18 protein-coding genes are annotated in these 16056 nt (G+C 60.8%); 13 read left to right on the plus strand and 5 right to left on the minus strand.

Annotation, left to right across the window (positions count from 1 at the left end):
* Position 1: 1 nt before the first annotated feature.
* Positions 2–1234, minus strand: coding sequence for a 3-methyl-2-oxobutanoate dehydrogenase (2-methylpropanoyl-transferring) subunit alpha (locus AC3WLP_RS11250; protein WP_003254486.1), 1233 nt, complete (start codon positions 1232–1234; stop codon positions 2–4).
* A gap of 198 nt (positions 1235–1432) precedes the next feature.
* Here AC3WLP_RS11250 and bkdR point away from each other — a divergent pair, with 198 nt between their 5' ends.
* The 3 genes from bkdR to AC3WLP_RS11265 all read left to right on the plus strand — a co-directional run bounded on the left by bkdR (position 1433) and on the right by AC3WLP_RS11265 (position 4888).
* Positions 1433–1918, plus strand: coding sequence for a Bkd operon transcriptional regulator BkdR (gene bkdR, locus AC3WLP_RS11255; RefSeq protein WP_003254485.1), 486 nt, complete (start codon positions 1433–1435; stop codon positions 1916–1918).
* Between the two features lie 255 nt (positions 1919–2173).
* On the plus strand, positions 2174–3415 hold the full coding sequence (locus AC3WLP_RS11260) for a glutamine synthetase family protein (protein ID WP_178085900.1): 1242 nt from the start codon (positions 2174–2176) through the stop codon (positions 3413–3415).
* Positions 3416–3547: 132 nt separating this feature from the next.
* The gene (locus AC3WLP_RS11265) at positions 3548–4888 is read left to right on the plus strand and encodes an MFS transporter (protein ID WP_012051590.1); all 1341 of its coding nucleotides are present in this window, start codon (positions 3548–3550) and stop codon (positions 4886–4888) included.
* 93 nt (positions 4889–4981) lie between these two features.
* Here AC3WLP_RS11265 and AC3WLP_RS11270 read toward each other — a convergent pair whose 3' ends face one another.
* The 4 genes from AC3WLP_RS11270 to flgA form a co-directional block, all read right to left on the minus strand.
* Complete coding sequence (locus AC3WLP_RS11270; protein ID WP_012051591.1) at positions 4982–5725, minus strand: flagellar brake protein; 744 nt, start codon at positions 5723–5725, stop codon at positions 4982–4984.
* A gap of 79 nt (positions 5726–5804) precedes the next feature.
* Positions 5805–6272, minus strand: coding sequence for a flagella synthesis protein FlgN (locus AC3WLP_RS11275; RefSeq protein ID WP_012051592.1), 468 nt, complete (start codon positions 6270–6272; stop codon positions 5805–5807).
* A gap of 49 nt (positions 6273–6321) precedes the next feature.
* A complete protein-coding gene (gene flgM, locus AC3WLP_RS11280; RefSeq protein ID WP_088513385.1) occupies positions 6322–6636 on the minus strand; it encodes a flagellar biosynthesis anti-sigma factor FlgM in 315 nt (104 codons plus the stop codon).
* A gap of 164 nt (positions 6637–6800) precedes the next feature.
* Positions 6801–7553: a flagellar basal body P-ring formation chaperone FlgA gene (gene flgA, locus AC3WLP_RS11285; protein WP_088513384.1), complete on the minus strand. Its 753-nt coding sequence runs from the start codon at positions 7551–7553 to the stop codon at positions 6801–6803.
* 77 nt (positions 7554–7630) lie between these two features.
* Between flgA and AC3WLP_RS11290 the strand changes: the two genes are divergently transcribed.
* The 10 genes from AC3WLP_RS11290 to flgH all read left to right on the plus strand — a co-directional run bounded on the left by AC3WLP_RS11290 (position 7631) and on the right by flgH (position 16048).
* Entirely contained in the window at positions 7631–8560 is a 930-nt protein-coding gene (locus AC3WLP_RS11290) for a chemotaxis protein CheV (RefSeq protein ID WP_010955104.1), read from the plus strand.
* Positions 8561–8612: 52 nt separating this feature from the next.
* Positions 8613–9440: a protein-glutamate O-methyltransferase CheR gene (gene cheR, locus AC3WLP_RS11295; protein ID WP_004575768.1), complete on the plus strand. Its 828-nt coding sequence runs from the start codon at positions 8613–8615 to the stop codon at positions 9438–9440.
* 472 nt (positions 9441–9912) lie between these two features.
* Positions 9913–10323: a flagellar basal body rod protein FlgB gene (gene flgB, locus AC3WLP_RS11300; protein ID WP_012051595.1), complete on the plus strand. Its 411-nt coding sequence runs from the start codon at positions 9913–9915 to the stop codon at positions 10321–10323.
* A 2-nt stretch (positions 10324–10325) separates the two neighbouring features.
* On the plus strand, positions 10326–10769 hold the full coding sequence (gene flgC / locus AC3WLP_RS11305; protein WP_012051596.1) for a flagellar basal body rod protein FlgC: 444 nt from the start codon (positions 10326–10328) through the stop codon (positions 10767–10769).
* A 15-nt stretch (positions 10770–10784) separates the two neighbouring features.
* Entirely contained in the window at positions 10785–11489 is a 705-nt protein-coding gene (flgD, locus tag AC3WLP_RS11310) for a flagellar hook assembly protein FlgD (protein ID WP_012051597.1), read from the plus strand.
* 31 nt (positions 11490–11520) lie between these two features.
* Complete coding sequence (locus AC3WLP_RS11315) at positions 11521–13275, plus strand: flagellar hook-basal body complex protein (protein ID WP_014860309.1); 1755 nt, start codon at positions 11521–11523, stop codon at positions 13273–13275.
* A 72-nt stretch (positions 13276–13347) separates the two neighbouring features.
* Positions 13348–13536, plus strand: coding sequence for a hypothetical protein (locus AC3WLP_RS11320; protein WP_012051599.1), 189 nt, complete (start codon positions 13348–13350; stop codon positions 13534–13536).
* Positions 13537–13741: 205 nt separating this feature from the next.
* Positions 13742–14482, plus strand: a complete 741-nt coding sequence (locus tag AC3WLP_RS11325) for a flagellar basal body rod protein FlgF (RefSeq protein ID WP_012051600.1) — start codon at positions 13742–13744, stop codon at positions 14480–14482.
* Positions 14483–14530: 48 nt separating this feature from the next.
* A complete protein-coding gene (gene flgG, locus AC3WLP_RS11330) occupies positions 14531–15316 on the plus strand; it encodes a flagellar basal-body rod protein FlgG (RefSeq protein WP_012051601.1) in 786 nt (261 codons plus the stop codon).
* A 36-nt stretch (positions 15317–15352) separates the two neighbouring features.
* On the plus strand, positions 15353–16048 hold the full coding sequence (gene flgH / locus AC3WLP_RS11335; protein WP_012051602.1) for a flagellar basal body L-ring protein FlgH: 696 nt from the start codon (positions 15353–15355) through the stop codon (positions 16046–16048).
* The last annotated feature ends 8 nt before the right edge of the window (positions 16049–16056 follow it).

Here is a 16056-nt window from a genome sequence, read left to right on the forward strand (position 1 = left end):
CTCAAACCCCCAGTTCCTGGCGTTGACGGCGCAGGTGTTCGGGCATCTCCTTGTACACATCCTCGAACATCGAGGCGGCGCTCGGGATGTGCCCGTTAGCCAGGGTGCCGTACTGCTCGGCTTCTTTCTGTGCGGCAATCACCGCAGCTTCGAGCTCGGCCGTGACGGCTTGGTGTTCTTCTTCGGACCAGTGGCCGATCTTGATCAGGTGCTGCTTCAGGCGGGCGATCGGGTCACCCAGCGGGAAGTGGCTCCAGTCATCGGCAGGGCGGTACTTGGAGGGGTCGTCCGACGTCGAGTGCGGGCCGGCACGGTAGGTGACCCACTCGATCAGGCTTGGGCCCAGGCCGCGGCGGGCGCGCTCGGCAGCCCAGCGCGAGGCGGCGTACACGGCGACGAAGTCGTTGCCGTCAACCCGCAGCGAAGCAATACCGCAACCCACGCCACGGCCGGCAAAGGTGGTCGACTCGCCACCGGCGATGGCCTGGAAGGTGGAAATGGCCCACTGGTTGTTGACCACGTTGAGGATGACCGGGGCGCGGTATACGTGGGCAAAGGTGAGGGCGGTGTGGAAGTCTGACTCGGCAGTAGCGCCGTCACCGATCCACGCCGAGGCGATCTTGGTATCGCCCTTGATCGCCGATGCCATGGCCCAGCCGACCGCCTGCACGAACTGGGTCGCCAGGTTGCCGCTGATGGTGAAGAAGCCGGCTTCGCGCACCGAGTACATGATCGGCAACTGGCGGCCCTTGAGGGGGTCGCGCTCGTTGGACAGCAGTTGGCAGATCATCTCGACCAGCGATACGTCGCGGGCCATCAGGATGCTTTGCTGGCGGTAGGTCGGGAAGCACATGTCGGTGCGGTTCAGCGCCAGCGCCTGGCCACTGCCGATGGCTTCTTCGCCCAGGCTTTGCATGTAGAAGGACATCTTCTTCTGGCGCTGGGCAACCACCATGCGGCTGTCGAAGATCCGCGTCTTGAGCATGGCGCGCATGCCTTGACGAAGGATCTGTGGGTCGATGTCTTCGGCCCAGGGGCCTTGCGCATCACCTTGCTCGTCGAGCACGCGGACCAGGCTGTAGGACAGGTCGGCAGTGTCGGCAGCATCGACATCGATCGCGGGTTTACGGGCTTGACCTGCATCGTTGAGGCGCAGGTAGGAAAAATCGGTCTGGCAGCCTGGCCGGCCGGTGGGCTCGGGCACATGCAAACGCAGGGGGGCGTACTCGTTCATGCTTTTTACGCTCGCTCGGGTATTTGTTTTTGTGAGCTCTGAAGCGGCCGCCGCTGAGTACCGGCTTGTGACTGGTAAGTCAGCGTCACCTACATCTTAGTGGGCCGGCAGGAGAATTTTTCTCTCAAGTTGATTGCCTTTGCTGAGCGGGGCAGATAAAAATTCCGCATAAACACAAAAAACCGGTGATTTTGTCTTATGCGCAAACTCGATCGTACTGATATCGGCATTCTCAACAGCCTGCAAGAGAACGCCCGCATCACCAATGCCGAGCTGGCACGCTCGGTGAACCTGTCGCCCACGCCGTGTTTCAACCGGGTGCGGGCCATGGAAGAACTGGGGGTGATCCGCCAGCAGGTGACCTTGCTGTCGCCTGAGGTGCTGGGGCTGGATGTGAATGTGTTTATCCATGTCAGCCTGGAAAAACAGGTGGAGCAGTCGTTGCATCGGTTTGAAGAAGAGATCGCCGAGCGGCCCGAGGTGATGGAGTGCTACCTGATGACCGGGGACCCGGATTACCTGTTGCGGGTGCTGCTGCCGAGCATCCAGGCGCTGGAGCGGTTTCTCGATTACCTGACGCGCTTGCCGGGGGTGGCCAATATTCGATCGAGTTTTGCCCTGAAGCAGGTGCGCTACAAAACGGCGTTGCCGTTGCCAGCCAATGGCATGACCTTGCGGGAGTAGGGGGGGCTGTGCCGGCCTGTTCTCGGGTGAACCCGCTCCTACACGGGTCGCACCCACCTGTAGGCGCGGGTTCACCCGCGAAGAGGCCGGCACAGGCACCTCTATAGGCTGCTTGATATTTTAAACACCCGCAGCCTATGTTGTTGTCAGCCTACAACAACAAGGACAAGCGTCATGAGCACCGCTCAGCTCCAGGGCATCGATGAAATCGAATGCGTCACCCCCGACCTCAACGGCGTCCCGCGCGGCAAGGTGATGACCGCCGACGGCTTCCTCGAAGGCCGTCGCCTGCAGATGGCCCGGGGTGTGCTGCTGCAGTGCATCATGGGCGGCTACCCAGCAGCGAAATTCTACGGCAGTGATGACGGCGACCTGGCACTGGTGGCCGAACCCAGTCAGGTCCACCGCCTGCCCTGGAGCGATGACGGCCGCGCCTTGGCCATCTGCGATGCCAACGAGCTGGATGGCCGGCCCTCGGCACTGTCCACCCGGGGCCAGCTGAAGGCCGTGATAGCCCGCTATGCGGCACTGGGCCTGGCGCCGGTAGTGGCAACCGAGCTGGAGTTCTTCGTCTTTGCCCCCAACACAGACCCGCAGCAACCCTTCCTGCCGCCTGTAGGCAGCGATGGCCGCCGCGAGCTGGGCCATTCGGCGTTCAGTGTCAGTTCCAACAACGGCCTGCGCCCGTTCTTCAAGGAGGTGTACCACTGCATGGCCGCGCTCGGCCTGCCACGTGACACCTTCATGCACGAAATGGGTGTCAGCCAGTTCGAGATCAACCTCCTGCACGGCGACCCGCTGCTGTTGGCCGACCAGACCTTCCTGTTCAAGCACCTGCTCAAGGAAGTGGCGCTCAAGCATGGGCTGACCGTGGTCTGCATGGCCAAGCCGCTGGCGCGTGCGCCCGGCAGTTCCATGCACATTCACCAGAGCCTGGTCGAGGCCGGCAGCGGGCGTAACGTGTTCAGTGACGAGCAGGGCCTGGCGACAGACACCTTCCACCATTTCATCGGCGGGTTGCAGGCGTGCATGGCCGACTTCACCGCCCTGTTCGCGCCCAACGTCAATTCCTACCAGCGCCTGTGCCACCCCTATGCCTCGCCGAACAATGCGTGCTGGTCCGAGGACAATCGCGCCGCTGGCTTGCGCATTCCGGCCAGTGCACCGGTCGCGCGACGGGTGGAAAACCGCCTGCCTGGGGCCGATGCCAACCCGTACCTGGCCATTGCTGCCAGCCTGGCCGCCGGGCTGCATGGCATCGAACAGCGCTTGCAGCCATCGCCAGCCATCCAGGGCGAATTCGAAGTGCCCGAGCACCTGAGCCTGCCGTGCACGCTGCACGCGGCCCTTGAAAGGCTCAAGCGCAGCACGCTGGCGCGGGAACTGTTCGGCAGCGAGTTCATCGAAGGCTACATTGCCAGCAAGACGCTTGAGCTGAGCGATTTCTTCGACGAGATCACGCCGTGGGAGCGCCGGGTCCTGGCGGCACAGGCCTGAGCGCGACACAACCTGCACCGGGCACGCCCCCGCAATGCCAAATAGCTGTCGGGGGGCCTGCGCCAGGCGGTTTTTGCCTTTATGCTGCTAGCACCCAAAACTGCCACCTGACCAGGGAGCTCCACGGGACGTATGCGAAATGTATGGAAGCCGTTTCAGTCGTTGTATTTCGCCGCGCTGATGATGTTGATCGGCTCGGGCCTGCTCAGCACCTACCTGGCCCTGCGCCTGGCTGCCGACCACGTCGACAGCCTGTGGGTGGGTGCGTTGATGGCGGCCAACTACTTTGGTCTGGCGGTTGGCGGCAAGGTTGGCCACCGGCTGATCGGACGGGTAGGGCACATACGCGCCTATGCCACCTGTGCCGGTATCGTCGGCGCTGCGGTGCTCGGTCATGGCCTGACCAGCTGGCTGCCGGCCTGGGTCGGGCTGCGCGTGATCGTCGGCCTGGGGATGATGTGCCAATACATGGTCATCGAGAGCTGGCTCAATGAGCAGGCCGATGTGAAACACCGGGGCGCGGTGTTCAGCGGCTACATGATTGCCTCGTACCTGGGGCTGGTGCTTGGCCAGTTGATTCTGGTGGTGCACCCGCAGCTCGGCCCTGAGCTGCTGATGCTGGTGGCGATGTGCTTTGCCCTGTGCCTGGTGCCCGTGGCGATGACCCGGCGTATTCACCCGGCGCCCTTGCGCCCGGCACCGATGGAGCCGAAGTTTTTCATCAAGCGCGTGCCGCAGTCGCTCAGTACGGTTTTGGGCTCGGGGCTGATTGTCGGCTCGTTCTACGGTTTGGCGCCTTTATATGCGTCAAGCCAGGGGATGAGTACCGAGCAGATCGGTCTGTTCATGGGTAGCTGCATTTTTGCCGGCCTGCTGGTGCAGTGGCCGCTGGGCTGGTTGTCTGACCGTTATGACCGGGCGGTGCTGATTCGGAGTGTGGCAGTGGGGCTGGCGCTGGCGGCTGCGCCATTGGCAATACTGCCCAGTGTGCCGCTGGAGTTGCTGTTCGGTATCGGCTTCCTGATCTCGTTGCTGCAGTTCTGCCTGTACCCGCTGGCGGTTGCCTTTTCCAATGACCACGTGGAAAGCGAGCGCCGGGTATCGCTGACGGCGATGCTGTTGGTGACCTACGGTGTGGGTGCATGCGTCGGCCCGCTGGCGGCAGGGGTTCTGATGAAAGTGCTGGGCGCGCAGATGCTGTATGCCTTCTTCGTATTCTTTGCCTTGGTGCTGGTGTGGCGTATTCGGCCGAAAGCGGTTACCGGCCTGCATCAGGTGCAGGACGCACCGCTGGGCCACGTGGCGATGCCGGCGGCCGGTTCGCCGTTGTCGGCGGCGCTGGACCCGCGGGTGGATGAGCAGACGGTGCAGGACGTGATGCAGGCGCCGGTGGCGGCTGAAGATACCGAGGATGAAGAGAAGGGCGCGCAGCAACAGGCGCCTGAGTCGGAAGAGGTCAGCAAGTCGGTGTAGGAGCGGGTTTACCCGCGAAAAGGCCAGCCCAGCAGAAACACAAATGAAAACGCCACCTCAGCAGGTGGCGTTTTCTGTTTTACCGACCGACGATCAATAATCGTCCTTGTCGAACCGCCGCGCTTCACGCTGCAGCTGGTACACGAAACTCTCGATCTTGCGCTGCGCCTGGCCGCTCAGGTTGTGGAAGCGTACGCCGGCAAAAGTGGTGTTGATGCGCTCTTCATAGTGCAGATGACGCAGCTCGACCATGGTGTCCACCAGGCCCAGTGGGTTGCCCGCCTTGAAACGCTCATACACCTGGCCCAGTTGCAGGCGGTCTTCGACATTGCCTTCAAAGCGCAGTTTGCAGCCAGTGGCCGAGATATCCAGCAGTTTGCCTCGCATGGCGCCGTTGCCCTTGAGGTGAGCACCGTCGAGGATGATGTCGACCAGCTGCGATAGCTTCAGCGCGGCGCGGAAGGCGTTGCGGCGCTGGTGATAGGTCATCTCTTGCGGCAGGGCGCCGCTGTAGCAGCGGTGGCCGTCAACTTCGCTGATTTTCAGGGCGTGATCGCATTCCCAGGCGATGCGTACACCATCGTGGAAGCCTTCGACACGGAAGTGCTCGCCGTTTTCGATGAATTTCTCGCCGTCACGGGGGATCATCTCATCCAGTGCCAGGGTGTTGCTTTCGCGGTCCACGTGCACCACATAGCTCTGGAAGCGCTGGCTGCGGTCATGGAAGGTGATGATCAGGGGGTCGTGGCTTTCCTGCAGCTGCCGCAAGTTGGCCGCAATCTCCAAGGGGGTGCTCAACACCTTGGGTGGTTGCGGGGCATCGGATTCATTGAACACAGCTTATCGTTCTCCAGGCAAAAGCGACACACGCAAGTAACGGCATTTTGCCACTATGTTCTGTGCCTTGATAGAAAAATCACACTTGGCTGAGCGCGCGCGGCTTGGCCAGCGGCGAGGTGCTGCCACGGCTGTCGTAGAGCGAAGGCGAGTCGCCGCCCATGAGGATCCGGATCTGGTTGTTGGTGACGTGTTGCTGCACCTGGATGATCCGGCCATTGGTTTCGTTAAGCTGTTGGCAGGCTTGCATCAACTGGCTGATCACGTCCAGTTGTTGCAGGATCAATTCACCGTTAGGCGATTGGGCCGCCACAGCCTCCACGCCGGCGCGATCTGCGCTCAGGCCAAGGCTGGTGAGCAGGTTGTTGCGCCGCAGGCCTTGCTGCTCCAGCAACACGATCAAAGACTGCTTGCGGGCCAGGATATTTTCCAGTGGCGCCATATCGCGGCCATGCAGGGCTACAGACTCCTTCTGCAGAAGGTCGAGCAGTTCCTGCATCGGGGCAATGTCATCTTCGATCAGTTGCAGCAAGGTGGTGTCGTGCATGGCTAACTCTTGGCTTTTCAGGCGTCCGTGAAGTCAGCGCGCCGTACGGTCAGCGCTGGGCTTCGAAATCAAGCAGTTTGCTGGCGACCCGGCCGGCATCGACCTGGTAGCTGCCGTCGGCGATTGCCTGCTTCAACTGGGCCACACGGGCGCTGTTGACCACGGGCTCGTCGCGCAGCTTGTCGCTGATTTTCTGCAACTGCTGTGCCTCCTGGCTGAGGTGTACCGCCTCTCCGCTGGCGCTGGTGTCTTTCACCGTTTCCTGGCTGGCTGCCGGTTTTTCGGCGCTGCCGGACGCGGTGTTGCCGCGCACGCCGCCCGTGACGGACGGAGAGTTATTCAAACGACTGAAGTCGATGACCATGATCAGAAACCTCTGGGTATTTGGACGCTTGCCTTGTTTTCGGCCAACCCGATATAAACTTTAGGCACAAATGCATTGCCGCCTGTCGGCAAGCCCGCGAACCCGTGTTCTGACACAGTTTAGGAAAAGCGGTTCCTCACTGCCAGCGCAATCTGGTAGCCAGCCTACATACTGACCTCGACCTGGCCCGGGCCGGTCACCCTGGCCTTGACCACGCGTTTTGAATTGAGGTTGCGTACCCGGATCTGCTCGCTCAGGCCGCCCTTGCTCAGGGCTTCGCCCGGCATGCGCACACTCAGGCTGCCACTGCGGGCGATGATCACCACCTGGTCACCCTTGCGCACCACCTCGGCCTGTTCCAGGTGTTGCGGGGTGAGCACCTGGTCGATCACCGTGGGACGCAGCATCTTCATGCCCACCGCCTGGTCCAGCTCGGTCAGAAAGCCCTGGCCCAAGGTGCCGACATCGCGCTCGCGCAGGGCCACGTCACCTTCGCCGACCGTGTTGTCGCGCTTGAGCGGGCGGGTCACCACCACCACGTCGCGGAAAAGTCGCACGGTGGCCGGCACAAAGACTGTCCACGGTGCTGCGCCGTTGCAACGTATCCGTACCGTCACCCGGCCCAGCGGCTGGGCCGGGCTTTCCAGTGAGGCGTCCAGCTGCTGGCTGCACAGCGGCATGCGCAGGCGTGGGTCCAGCGGGTTGACCTGGATTTCATAGCGGCCGGTAGTCTGGGTGGTGGACAGATAATCTTCAACGGTGAATTCAAGAAACCCTTGGGTGACACCGATAAGCTGTTCAGGCAAGGTGAACGCGTTCGCCACCGTGCGAACGCCGGGCATCAGCAGGCACAGCGTGGCCAGCGGGCCAGTCAGCAGGCGTGTCAATCGTCGGGAAAATGTCGTTTTCGTGTGCATGACACTCAAAAAAGCAAAGCCCGTGCCGACTCGCTACCTGAGTTGCAACGAAAGGCTGAAACGTTAAGGAGTCTGGCATGGCGGGTGTTATGGATTCGGTCAACCAGCGCACGCAGCTGGTGGGGCAGAATCGCCTGGAATTGCTGCTGTTCCGCCTCAATGGCGAACAGCTTTACGGCATCAATGTGTTCAAGGTCAGGGAAGTACTGCAATGCCCTGCGCTGACCCTGCTGCCCAAGGCGCACCCTGTGGTGCGTGGCGTTGCCAATATTCGCGGGGCGACCATCCCGATCCTCGACTTGTCGATGGCCACCGGGTTGCGGCCGCTGCAGGAAGACACACGCAACAGCTTCGTGATCATCACCGAGTACAACACCAAGACCCAAGGTTTCCTGGTGCATTCGGTGGAGCGCATCGTCAACATGAACTGGGAAGAGATCCATCCGCCACCCAAGGGTACCGGCCGTGATCACTACCTCACCGCGGTCACCCGGGTTGACAACCGCATGGTCGAGATCATCGACGTGGAGAAGGTGCTGGCCGAAGTGTCGCCGTCGTCCGAGTCGGTATCGGCCGGTGTGATCGATGCCGAAGTGCAGGACAAGGCGGTGTTGATGCGAGTGCTGACCGTCGACGACTCGTCAGTGGCGCGCAAGCAGGTCAGCCGGTGCCTGCAGACCGTTGGGGTCGAGGTGGTGGCGCTCAATGATGGCCGTCAGGCGCTGAACTACCTGCGCCAGCTGGTGGATGAGGGCAAAAAGCCGGAAGAAGAGTTCCTGATGATGATCTCGGACATTGAAATGCCGGAAATGGACGGATATACGCTAACCGCGGAGATTCGCAGCGATCCGCGCATGCAAAAATTGCACATCTGCCTGCATACTTCGCTTTCCGGGGTGTTCAACCAGGCAATGGTCAAGAAGGTCGGCGCCGATGACTTCCTGGCCAAGTTCAAGCCGGACGACCTGGCCCAACGGGTGGTCGACCGGATCAAGGCAGCGCATTGAAGCAGCCGGGGGCATGCCCCCCGGCACCAGTGATTGAAAAGAGGCGGCAGTAGTGTCTACGGGTAATTTGGATTTCGAACAGTTCCGGGTCTTCCTGGAGAAAGCCTGTGGCATCCTGCTGGGCGAGAATAAGCAGTACCTGGTTTCCAGCCGTCTCAACAAGCTGATGGAACAACAGGGCATCAAGAGCCTGGGTGAGCTGGTGCAGCGCATTCAGGCCCAGCCGCGCGGCGGTTTGCGCGAGCAGGTGGTCGATGCCATGACCACCAACGAGACCCTGTGGTTTCGCGACACCTACCCCTTTGAGGTGTTGAAGAACAAGGTGATCCCCGAGTTCATCCGCAACAACCCCGGCCAGCGCCTGCGCATGTGGTCGGCGGCCTGTTCGTCGGGGCAGGAGCCGTATTCCATCTCGATGGCGATCGACGAGTTCGAGCGCAGCAACCTCGGTCAGTTGAAGATGGGGGCGCAGATCGTCGCCACCGACCTCTCCGGCACCATGCTGACCAACTGCAAGACCGGCGAATACGACAGCCTGGCGATTGCCCGTGGGCTGTCCCAGGAGCGCCTGCAGCGCTACTTCGACCCCAAGGGGCCGGGGCGTTGGGCGGTCAAGCCAGCGATTCGCAGCCGTGTCGAGTTCCGCTCGTTCAACCTGCTCGACAGCTATGCCAGTCTGGGCAAGTTCGACATCGTGTTCTGCCGCAATGTGCTGATCTATTTCTCGGCGCAGGTGAAGAAGGACATCCTGCTGCGCATTCACAGTACCCTCAAGCCAGGTGGCTACCTGTTCCTCGGCGCCTCGGAAGCGCTGAACGGCTTGCCGGACCATTACCAGATGGTGCAGTGCAGCCCGGGGATCATCTACCAGGCCAAGTAAGCACGAAGGCCGGTATCGAGAGGTGCCGGTCTTTTTGTTTGCCTATCCACTGTTCCTGCCGAGCTCCCCGTAGGAGCGGGTTTACCCGCGAAGAGGCCGGCCCTGCTGGTCAATCTCCACCCGCCGTTCACCGTTGCTGCCGCTACCGTATTCGCGGGTAAACCCGCTCCTACGACGGATCGGGGGTGGACATCGGGCGGTGGTTGGGCACAGGCCGCGTGTAGGAGCGGGTTTACCCGCGAAGAGGCCCGCACAGGAAAACACTGACGTCAATTTTTTGTTTTGCCGCTTTTGCCGCCCATCAATTGCCGCTTTTGTCACCTCAGGCGGAAGGCCTTTGCCGCTTTTCTGGCATCAACCTGACAGTACTGCGCCGCAATCCCCCCTAAACACGGGCTTTTCAGTGGTTGGCACAGCCCTTGCTATACCTTGCTCAACGAAATTCCGGTCAACCTCTGAAGGTTTCCCCGACATGAGCATCAGTTTCGACAAGGCGCTTGGTATCCACGAAAAGGCCCTGGGCTTCCGCGCCCAGCGCGCCGAGGTGTTGGCCAACAATATCGCCAACGCCGACACGCCCAATTACAAGGCGCGTGACATGGATTTTTCTTCGGTGCTCGCCGCCGAGACCAGCAAGCAGCAAGGCGGCCGCTTCGCCATGGACCGTACCAACAGCCGGCACATCGAAGCCGAAGGCCTCGCCATCGCGGCTGACGATACCCTCAAGTACCGTACACCGTTGCAGCCCTCGATCGACCAGAACACCGTGGACGCGCAGATCGAGCAATCGAACTACACCGAAAACGCGATTGGCTTCCAGGCCAGCTTCACCTTGCTCAACAGTAAATTCAAAGGGCTGGTTTCCGCCCTGCGGGGAGAATGACCATGTCCCTTTCCAGTGTCTTCAACATTGCCGGTAGCGGCATGAGCGCACAGAACACGCGTCTGAACACCGTGGCGTCCAACATCGCCAACGCCGAGACCGTGTCTTCGAGTATCGACCAGACGTACCGCGCCCGTCACCCGGTGTTCGCCACCACTTTCCAGAATGCACAGGCCGGCAGCAGCCAGTCGCTGTTCGAAGACCAGGGCGAGGCAGGGCAGGGCGTGCAGGTAAAAGGCATCGTCGAAGACCAGAGCACCCTTGAAGCACGCTACGAGCCGAACCACCCTGCGGCGAACAAGGACGGCTACGTCTACTACCCGAACGTCAATGTGGTCGAGGAGATGGCGGACATGATCTCCGCCAGTCGCGCGTTTCAGACCAACGCCGAACTGATGAATACGGCCAAGAGCATGATGCAGAAAGTGCTGACCCTGGGGCAGTGATAAGGAATTCAGACCATGGCAATCGATACTAACGGTGTAAACCTCAATGACGTGCTGTCGGCGTCGGGCGTGGGCACCAGCACCAAAAAGACCACGGACACTGCATCCAAAACCGGCAACGATTCGCTCGGCAAAGATGCCTTTCTGCAGCTGCTGGTCACCCAGATGCAACACCAGAACCCGCTGGACCCGCAGGATAACAGCGAGTTCGTTGCCCAGTTGGCGCAGTTCAGCAGCCTGGAAGGTATTACCTCGCTGAACGATTCGGTCAGCTCCATCACCAGTGCCATGGCCTCGTCCCAGGCGCTTCAGGCGTCGTCGCTGGTAGGGCGCTCGGTGGTGGTTCAGAACGACAAGGCTGTGGTTGATACCGCTGAAAGCTTCAATGCCCAGTTCGTTGTGCCTCAGGCAATCAGTGAAGCGAAGATCACTATCAAGGACAAGGATGGCAACACGGTCAAGACCATCGAGTTGGGTGAGCAGAAAGCCGGTTACGCCGACTTCATCTGGGACGGTACCAACAACAGTGGCGAGAAAGTGGACCCGGGCACTTACACCTTCACCGCTAGCACCACAGTCGATGGCGAGGCGGTGCAAATGAGCACGCTGTTGCCGGCCAAGGTAACCAGCGTCAGCTTCAGTGCCTCAGGAGAAATGGTGCTCAACCTTGCCGGTGTAGGCAAGGTCTCCCTCTCCGACGTGCAAACCATCGGTATCTAAGGCCCGCTAGAGCGGCAAAAGGAGCGAATTCATGTCTTTCAATATCGGCCTTAGCGGTCTGTACGCAGCCAACAAACAACTGGATGTCACCGGCAACAACATCGCCAACGTCAATACCACGGGGTTCAAGGCCTCGCGTGCCGAGTTCGCGGATGTTTACGCGGGCGCCAACCGTCTGGGTGTGGGCAAGAACCAGGTGGGCAATGGTGTGCGGCTGGCAGCCATTTCCCAGCAATTCACCCAGGGTGATGTAAACACCACGGGCAACGCGCTGGACATGGGTATCCAGGGTCAGGGCTTCTTCGTGCTGTCTGACAACGGCTCGAAGGTTTACACGCGGGCGGGTTCTTTCCAGCCCAGCAAGGACAACTTCGTCGAGACCTCCGATGGCCTGCGCCTGCAAGGTTACATGGCGGATGCCACCGGCAAGATCCAGAAAAGCGGCCTGACCGACCTGAAAATCGACACATCGGCATTGCAGCCCAAGCCGACCTCGTTGATCGATCAGGGTATCAACCTGAACTCCTCGGCGGCCTCGATTCCTTTCCAGGTGTATGACAACACCAAGCCGCCAGCCATGGCTGCATTCGACCCTGCGGACCCAAGCACTTATCAGCGCTCTAGCACCAGTACCGTGCTGGATGCTGACGGCGTAGAGCACGAAGTGCAGCAGTACTACCGCAAGACCGATACCAATGAATGGACCATGTACACGCTGGTCGATGGTCGAAACCCGTTCGATCCAGCCAGTACCACCCCGCTGGCCGGCACCATCAACTACAACAGTGATGGCACCATCAGCTCCATGCTGGCCGACACCACGGGTGTGCCAAGTGGGGCGTCGTTCACTGTCAGCAATGGTGCATTTGCCATGACCGGCTGGGTGCCGGCCGCTCAGGATGCGAATGGCGACTGGGTTGCCAGTGGCGCGGCAGGTACTGACCAGGCGCTGGGTGTTACCTCGCCTGCCTTGGTGGCGAACAAGCCGTTCGACCCTTCTGACGATTCGACCTATACCCGCTCGTTCCCGACCAAGGTGTATGACAGCCAGGGCAACGAACACACCATGGAGCAGTTCTACCGTAAGACGGGCACCAACGAGTGGACCATGTACACGCTCGTTGATGGGCGCAACCCGTTCAATCCGGGGAGTACGGAGCCACTGGTGGGCACGATCGCATTCAACAGTGATGGTTCGGTCAACTCGATGACAGCCGACAATACGGGGCATCCGGTGGGCACCTCGTTCACGGTCGTCAACAATACCTTCAGCATGATTGGCTGGGTGCCGGCAGCCGAAGATGCTTCAGGTAACTGGAGTGCCAATGGCGCGGTGGGCGATGCTGCCGGCATGAAAATGTCGATGGCCAGCACCACCTCCTACAACACTGAAACTGCGCGCATGTCCCAGTCTCAGGACGGTTATGCCACGGGCATCCTGTCCAACCTGAGCATCGACGCGACAGGTGTATTGTTCGCCTCCTTCAGCAATGGCCAGTCGCGCGCCATTGGCCAGGTAGCGCTGGCGAGTTTCGCCAACGAGCAGGGGCTGCAGCAAATCGGCAGTACCCGTTGGACCGAGACCTACAACTCTGGCATTCCGGGTATCGATTCGCCGAAAACCGGTACTTTGGGTGCGATCGAGTCCAACTCCCTGGAAGGTTCCAACGTCAACCTGACGCAGGAACTGGTTGATCTGATCAAGGCGCAAAGCTACTACCAGGCGAATGCCAAGACCATTTCGACCGAAAGCACCGTGATGCAGACCATCATTCAGATGACTTGATCGTCATCGTTCGAGTGAGTGCAGGCGAACCCCTTTCTCGTGAAGGGGTTCGTTGTTTTTGCAGGAGGGGTGATGAAAAGGCTGTTTGTCGGAATGCTGCTCGCCTGCTGTCTTGGGCAGGTGCAGGCGGCGCCAGCGCCATACTGGCGATGGGAAAGCCTGGTAGATGGGCGTCTGGTGTGTTCGCAGTGGTCGCCAGGTGAAGGCTGGAGACGCTTTGCCGGGCCCTACAACAATGCGCGTTGCCGTGACCTGCCGTAGGCACAGGTTTGCCTGCAAATGAAACCTTTTTGCCGCCAACGGCAAAACAGCGCCGGATAACCGGCGGCCGTCGCTGCGCGGGCTTTCTCAACTGCCCGTATTCATGGGCTTTTTCCTGCTTTTGGCAAGTTGGTTCGGAACTTGCTTTAGCCCCTGTAGAGCAACGGCGAACGGCAAACGGCCGCCAGTGCAATGGAGGATGATTGTGGACAAGATGCTTTATGTGGCCATGACCGGGGCCAGCCAGAACGCGCTGGCGCAGAAGGCTCATGCCAACAACCTGGCCAACATTTCGACCAATGGTTTTCAGCGTGACCTGGAGCAGGCGCGCTCGATGCCGGTGTTCGGTGACAGCTTTCCGGCGCGTGCCTTTGCCATGACCGAACGCCCAGGCACCGACTTCAGTGAAGGCCCGATGGTGGAAACCGGCCGTGACCTGGATGTGACTGTGAGCGGTAACGGTTTTATCGCCGTGCAGGCGCCAGATGGCAGCGAAGCGTATGTGCGTACCGGTAGTCTGAACATCGACGCTCTCGGGGTATTGCGTACCGGCAACGGTATGCCTGTGCTTGGCAACGGCGGCCCGATTGCCATCCCCCCCGAGCAGAAGGTCGAAGTCGGCTCCGATGGCACCATCAGCATCCGTTCCATGGGTGAAGACCCGCGCGTGATGGCGGAAGTCGACCGCATCAAGCTGGTCAACCCCGACACCAAAGGCCTGACCAAGGGCCAGGACGGGCTGATTCACACCTCGTCCGGCCAACCCGCGGATGCCGACGTCAACGTGCGGGTGGTTTCAGGTTTTCTGCAGGGCAGCAACGTCAATGCTGTCGAGGAAATGACCTCTGTACTGGCGCTGTCCCGCCAGTTCGAACTGCACGTCAAGATGATGAACGCAGCCAAGGAAGGCGACGAAGCCATGGCGCGTGTTTTGCAACTCGGCTAACCACATTTGAACGGGTGCCGTAATTCAGGCGCACGAGGAGAACACTAAATGCTTCCGGCTCTCTGGGTCGCTAAAACCGGCCTGTCCGCACAGGACACCAACCTGACGGTCATCTCCAACAACCTGGCCAACGTCTCGACCACCGGCTTCAAGCGTGATCGTGCCGAGTTCCAGGACCTGCTGTACCAGATCAAGCGTCAGCCAGGCGCGCAGTCTACCCAGGACAGCGAATTGCCGTCGGGCCTGCAGGTCGGTACCGGTGTGCGCATTGTCGGCACGCAGAAAAACTTCCAGACCGGTAGCTTGCAGACCACGGAAAACCCGCTGGATATGGCTGTCAATGGCCGTGGTTTCTTCCAGATCCTGCAGCCTGACGGCACCGTCTCCTACACCCGCGACGGTACGTTCCACCTGAACTCCGATGGCCAGATCGTCAACGCCGATGGCTTGGCGCTGGAGCCTGCCATCGTGGTGCCGAACGATGCCCAGACCTTCACCGTCGGGCAGGACGGCACCGTGTCGATTACCACCGCCGGCAACCCGGCTGCGCAGGTTATCGGCAACATTCAGACCGCCGACTTCATCAACCCGGCTGGCCTGCAGGCGATGGGTAACAACCTGTTCCTGGAAACCGCTGCCAGTGGTGCACCGCAGGTCGGCACTCCGGGCCTCAATGGCTTTGGCACTACCCTTCAGCAGACGCTGGAAAACTCCAACGTCAGCACGGTGGAAGAGCTGGTGAACATGATCACCACCCAGCGCGCCTACGAGATGAACTCCAAGGTCATCTCCACCGCCGACCAGATGCTGTCGTTCGTTACTCAGCAGCTCTAAGCCCTGTCGCTTTGTTACACCCGTGAGGTTTGCATCATGAATCGTCTGTTGTCCGTGTTCGCCCTGGGGGGGGCGGTGTTGCTGGCAGGTTGCGTCGCACCGACGCCCAAGCCCAACGACCCGTACTATGCGCCGGTGTTGCCGCGCACCCCGTTGCCGGCAGCGGCCAACAACGGTTCGATCTACCAGGCCGGTTTCGAGCAGAACCTGTACAGCGACCGCAAGGCGTTCCGGGTGGGTGACATCATCACCATCACGCTCAATGAGCGCACGTCCGCCAGCAAGAACGCGGGCTCGCAGATCGCCAAGACCAGCAAGACCGACATCGGCCTGACTTCGCTGTTTGGTACCACGCCCAACACCAATAATCCGTTCGGTGGCGGCGACCTTTCGCTGGAGGCCGGTTACAGCGGCGATCGCGCCACCAAGGGCGACAGCAAGGCCACCCAAGGCAACACGCTGACCGGTTCGATCACCGTCACCGTGGCCGAGGTGCTGCCCAACGGCATTATCGCCGTGCGCGGCGAGAAGTGGCTGACCCTGAACACCGGCGAAGAGCTGGTGCGCATTGCCGGCATGATCCGCGCTGACGATATCGCCACCGACAACACCGTGCCGTCCACCCGTGTGGCCGACGCGCGCATCACCTACTCCGGCACCGGTTCGTTCGCCGATGCCAGCCAGCCCGGGTGGCTGGACCGCTTCTTCATCAGCCCGCTTTGGCCTTTCTGAGTACGGAT

The sequence above is a fragment of the Pseudomonas sp. FW305-E2 genome (assembly GCF_058782925.1).

Bases quoted from the DNA above. Each gene is read 5' to 3' on its own strand.
- AC3WLP_RS11250 (WP_003254486.1), bottom strand. From the start codon at position 1,234: ATGAACGAGTACGCCCCCCTGCGTTTGCATGTGCCCGAGCCCACCGGC.
- bkdR (WP_003254485.1), top strand. From the start codon at position 1,433: ATGCGCAAACTCGATCGTACTGATATCGGCATTCTCAACAGCCTGCAA.
- AC3WLP_RS11260 (WP_178085900.1), top strand. From the start codon at position 2,174: ATGACCGCCGACGGCTTCCTCGAAGGCCGTCGCCTGCAGATGGCCCGG.
- AC3WLP_RS11265 (WP_012051590.1), top strand. From the start codon at position 3,548: ATGCGAAATGTATGGAAGCCGTTTCAGTCGTTGTATTTCGCCGCGCTG.
- AC3WLP_RS11275 (WP_012051592.1), bottom strand. From the start codon at position 6,272: ATGCACGACACCACCTTGCTGCAACTGATCGAAGATGACATTGCCCCG.
- flgM (WP_088513385.1), bottom strand. From the start codon at position 6,636: ATGGTCATCGACTTCAGTCGTTTGAATAACTCTCCGTCCGTCACGGGC.
- flgA (WP_088513384.1), bottom strand. From the start codon at position 7,553: ATGCACACGAAAACGACATTTTCCCGACGATTGACACGCCTGCTGACT.
- AC3WLP_RS11290 (WP_010955104.1), top strand. From the start codon at position 7,631: ATGGCGGGTGTTATGGATTCGGTCAACCAGCGCACGCAGCTGGTGGGG.
- flgB (WP_012051595.1), top strand. From the start codon at position 9,913: ATGAGCATCAGTTTCGACAAGGCGCTTGGTATCCACGAAAAGGCCCTG.
- flgC (WP_012051596.1), top strand. From the start codon at position 10,326: ATGTCCCTTTCCAGTGTCTTCAACATTGCCGGTAGCGGCATGAGCGCA.
- flgD (WP_012051597.1), top strand. From the start codon at position 10,785: ATGGCAATCGATACTAACGGTGTAAACCTCAATGACGTGCTGTCGGCG.
- AC3WLP_RS11315 (WP_014860309.1), top strand. From the start codon at position 11,521: ATGTCTTTCAATATCGGCCTTAGCGGTCTGTACGCAGCCAACAAACAA.
- AC3WLP_RS11320 (WP_012051599.1), top strand. From the start codon at position 13,348: ATGAAAAGGCTGTTTGTCGGAATGCTGCTCGCCTGCTGTCTTGGGCAG.
- flgG (WP_012051601.1), top strand. From the start codon at position 14,531: ATGCTTCCGGCTCTCTGGGTCGCTAAAACCGGCCTGTCCGCACAGGAC.
- flgH (WP_012051602.1), top strand. From the start codon at position 15,353: ATGAATCGTCTGTTGTCCGTGTTCGCCCTGGGGGGGGCGGTGTTGCTG.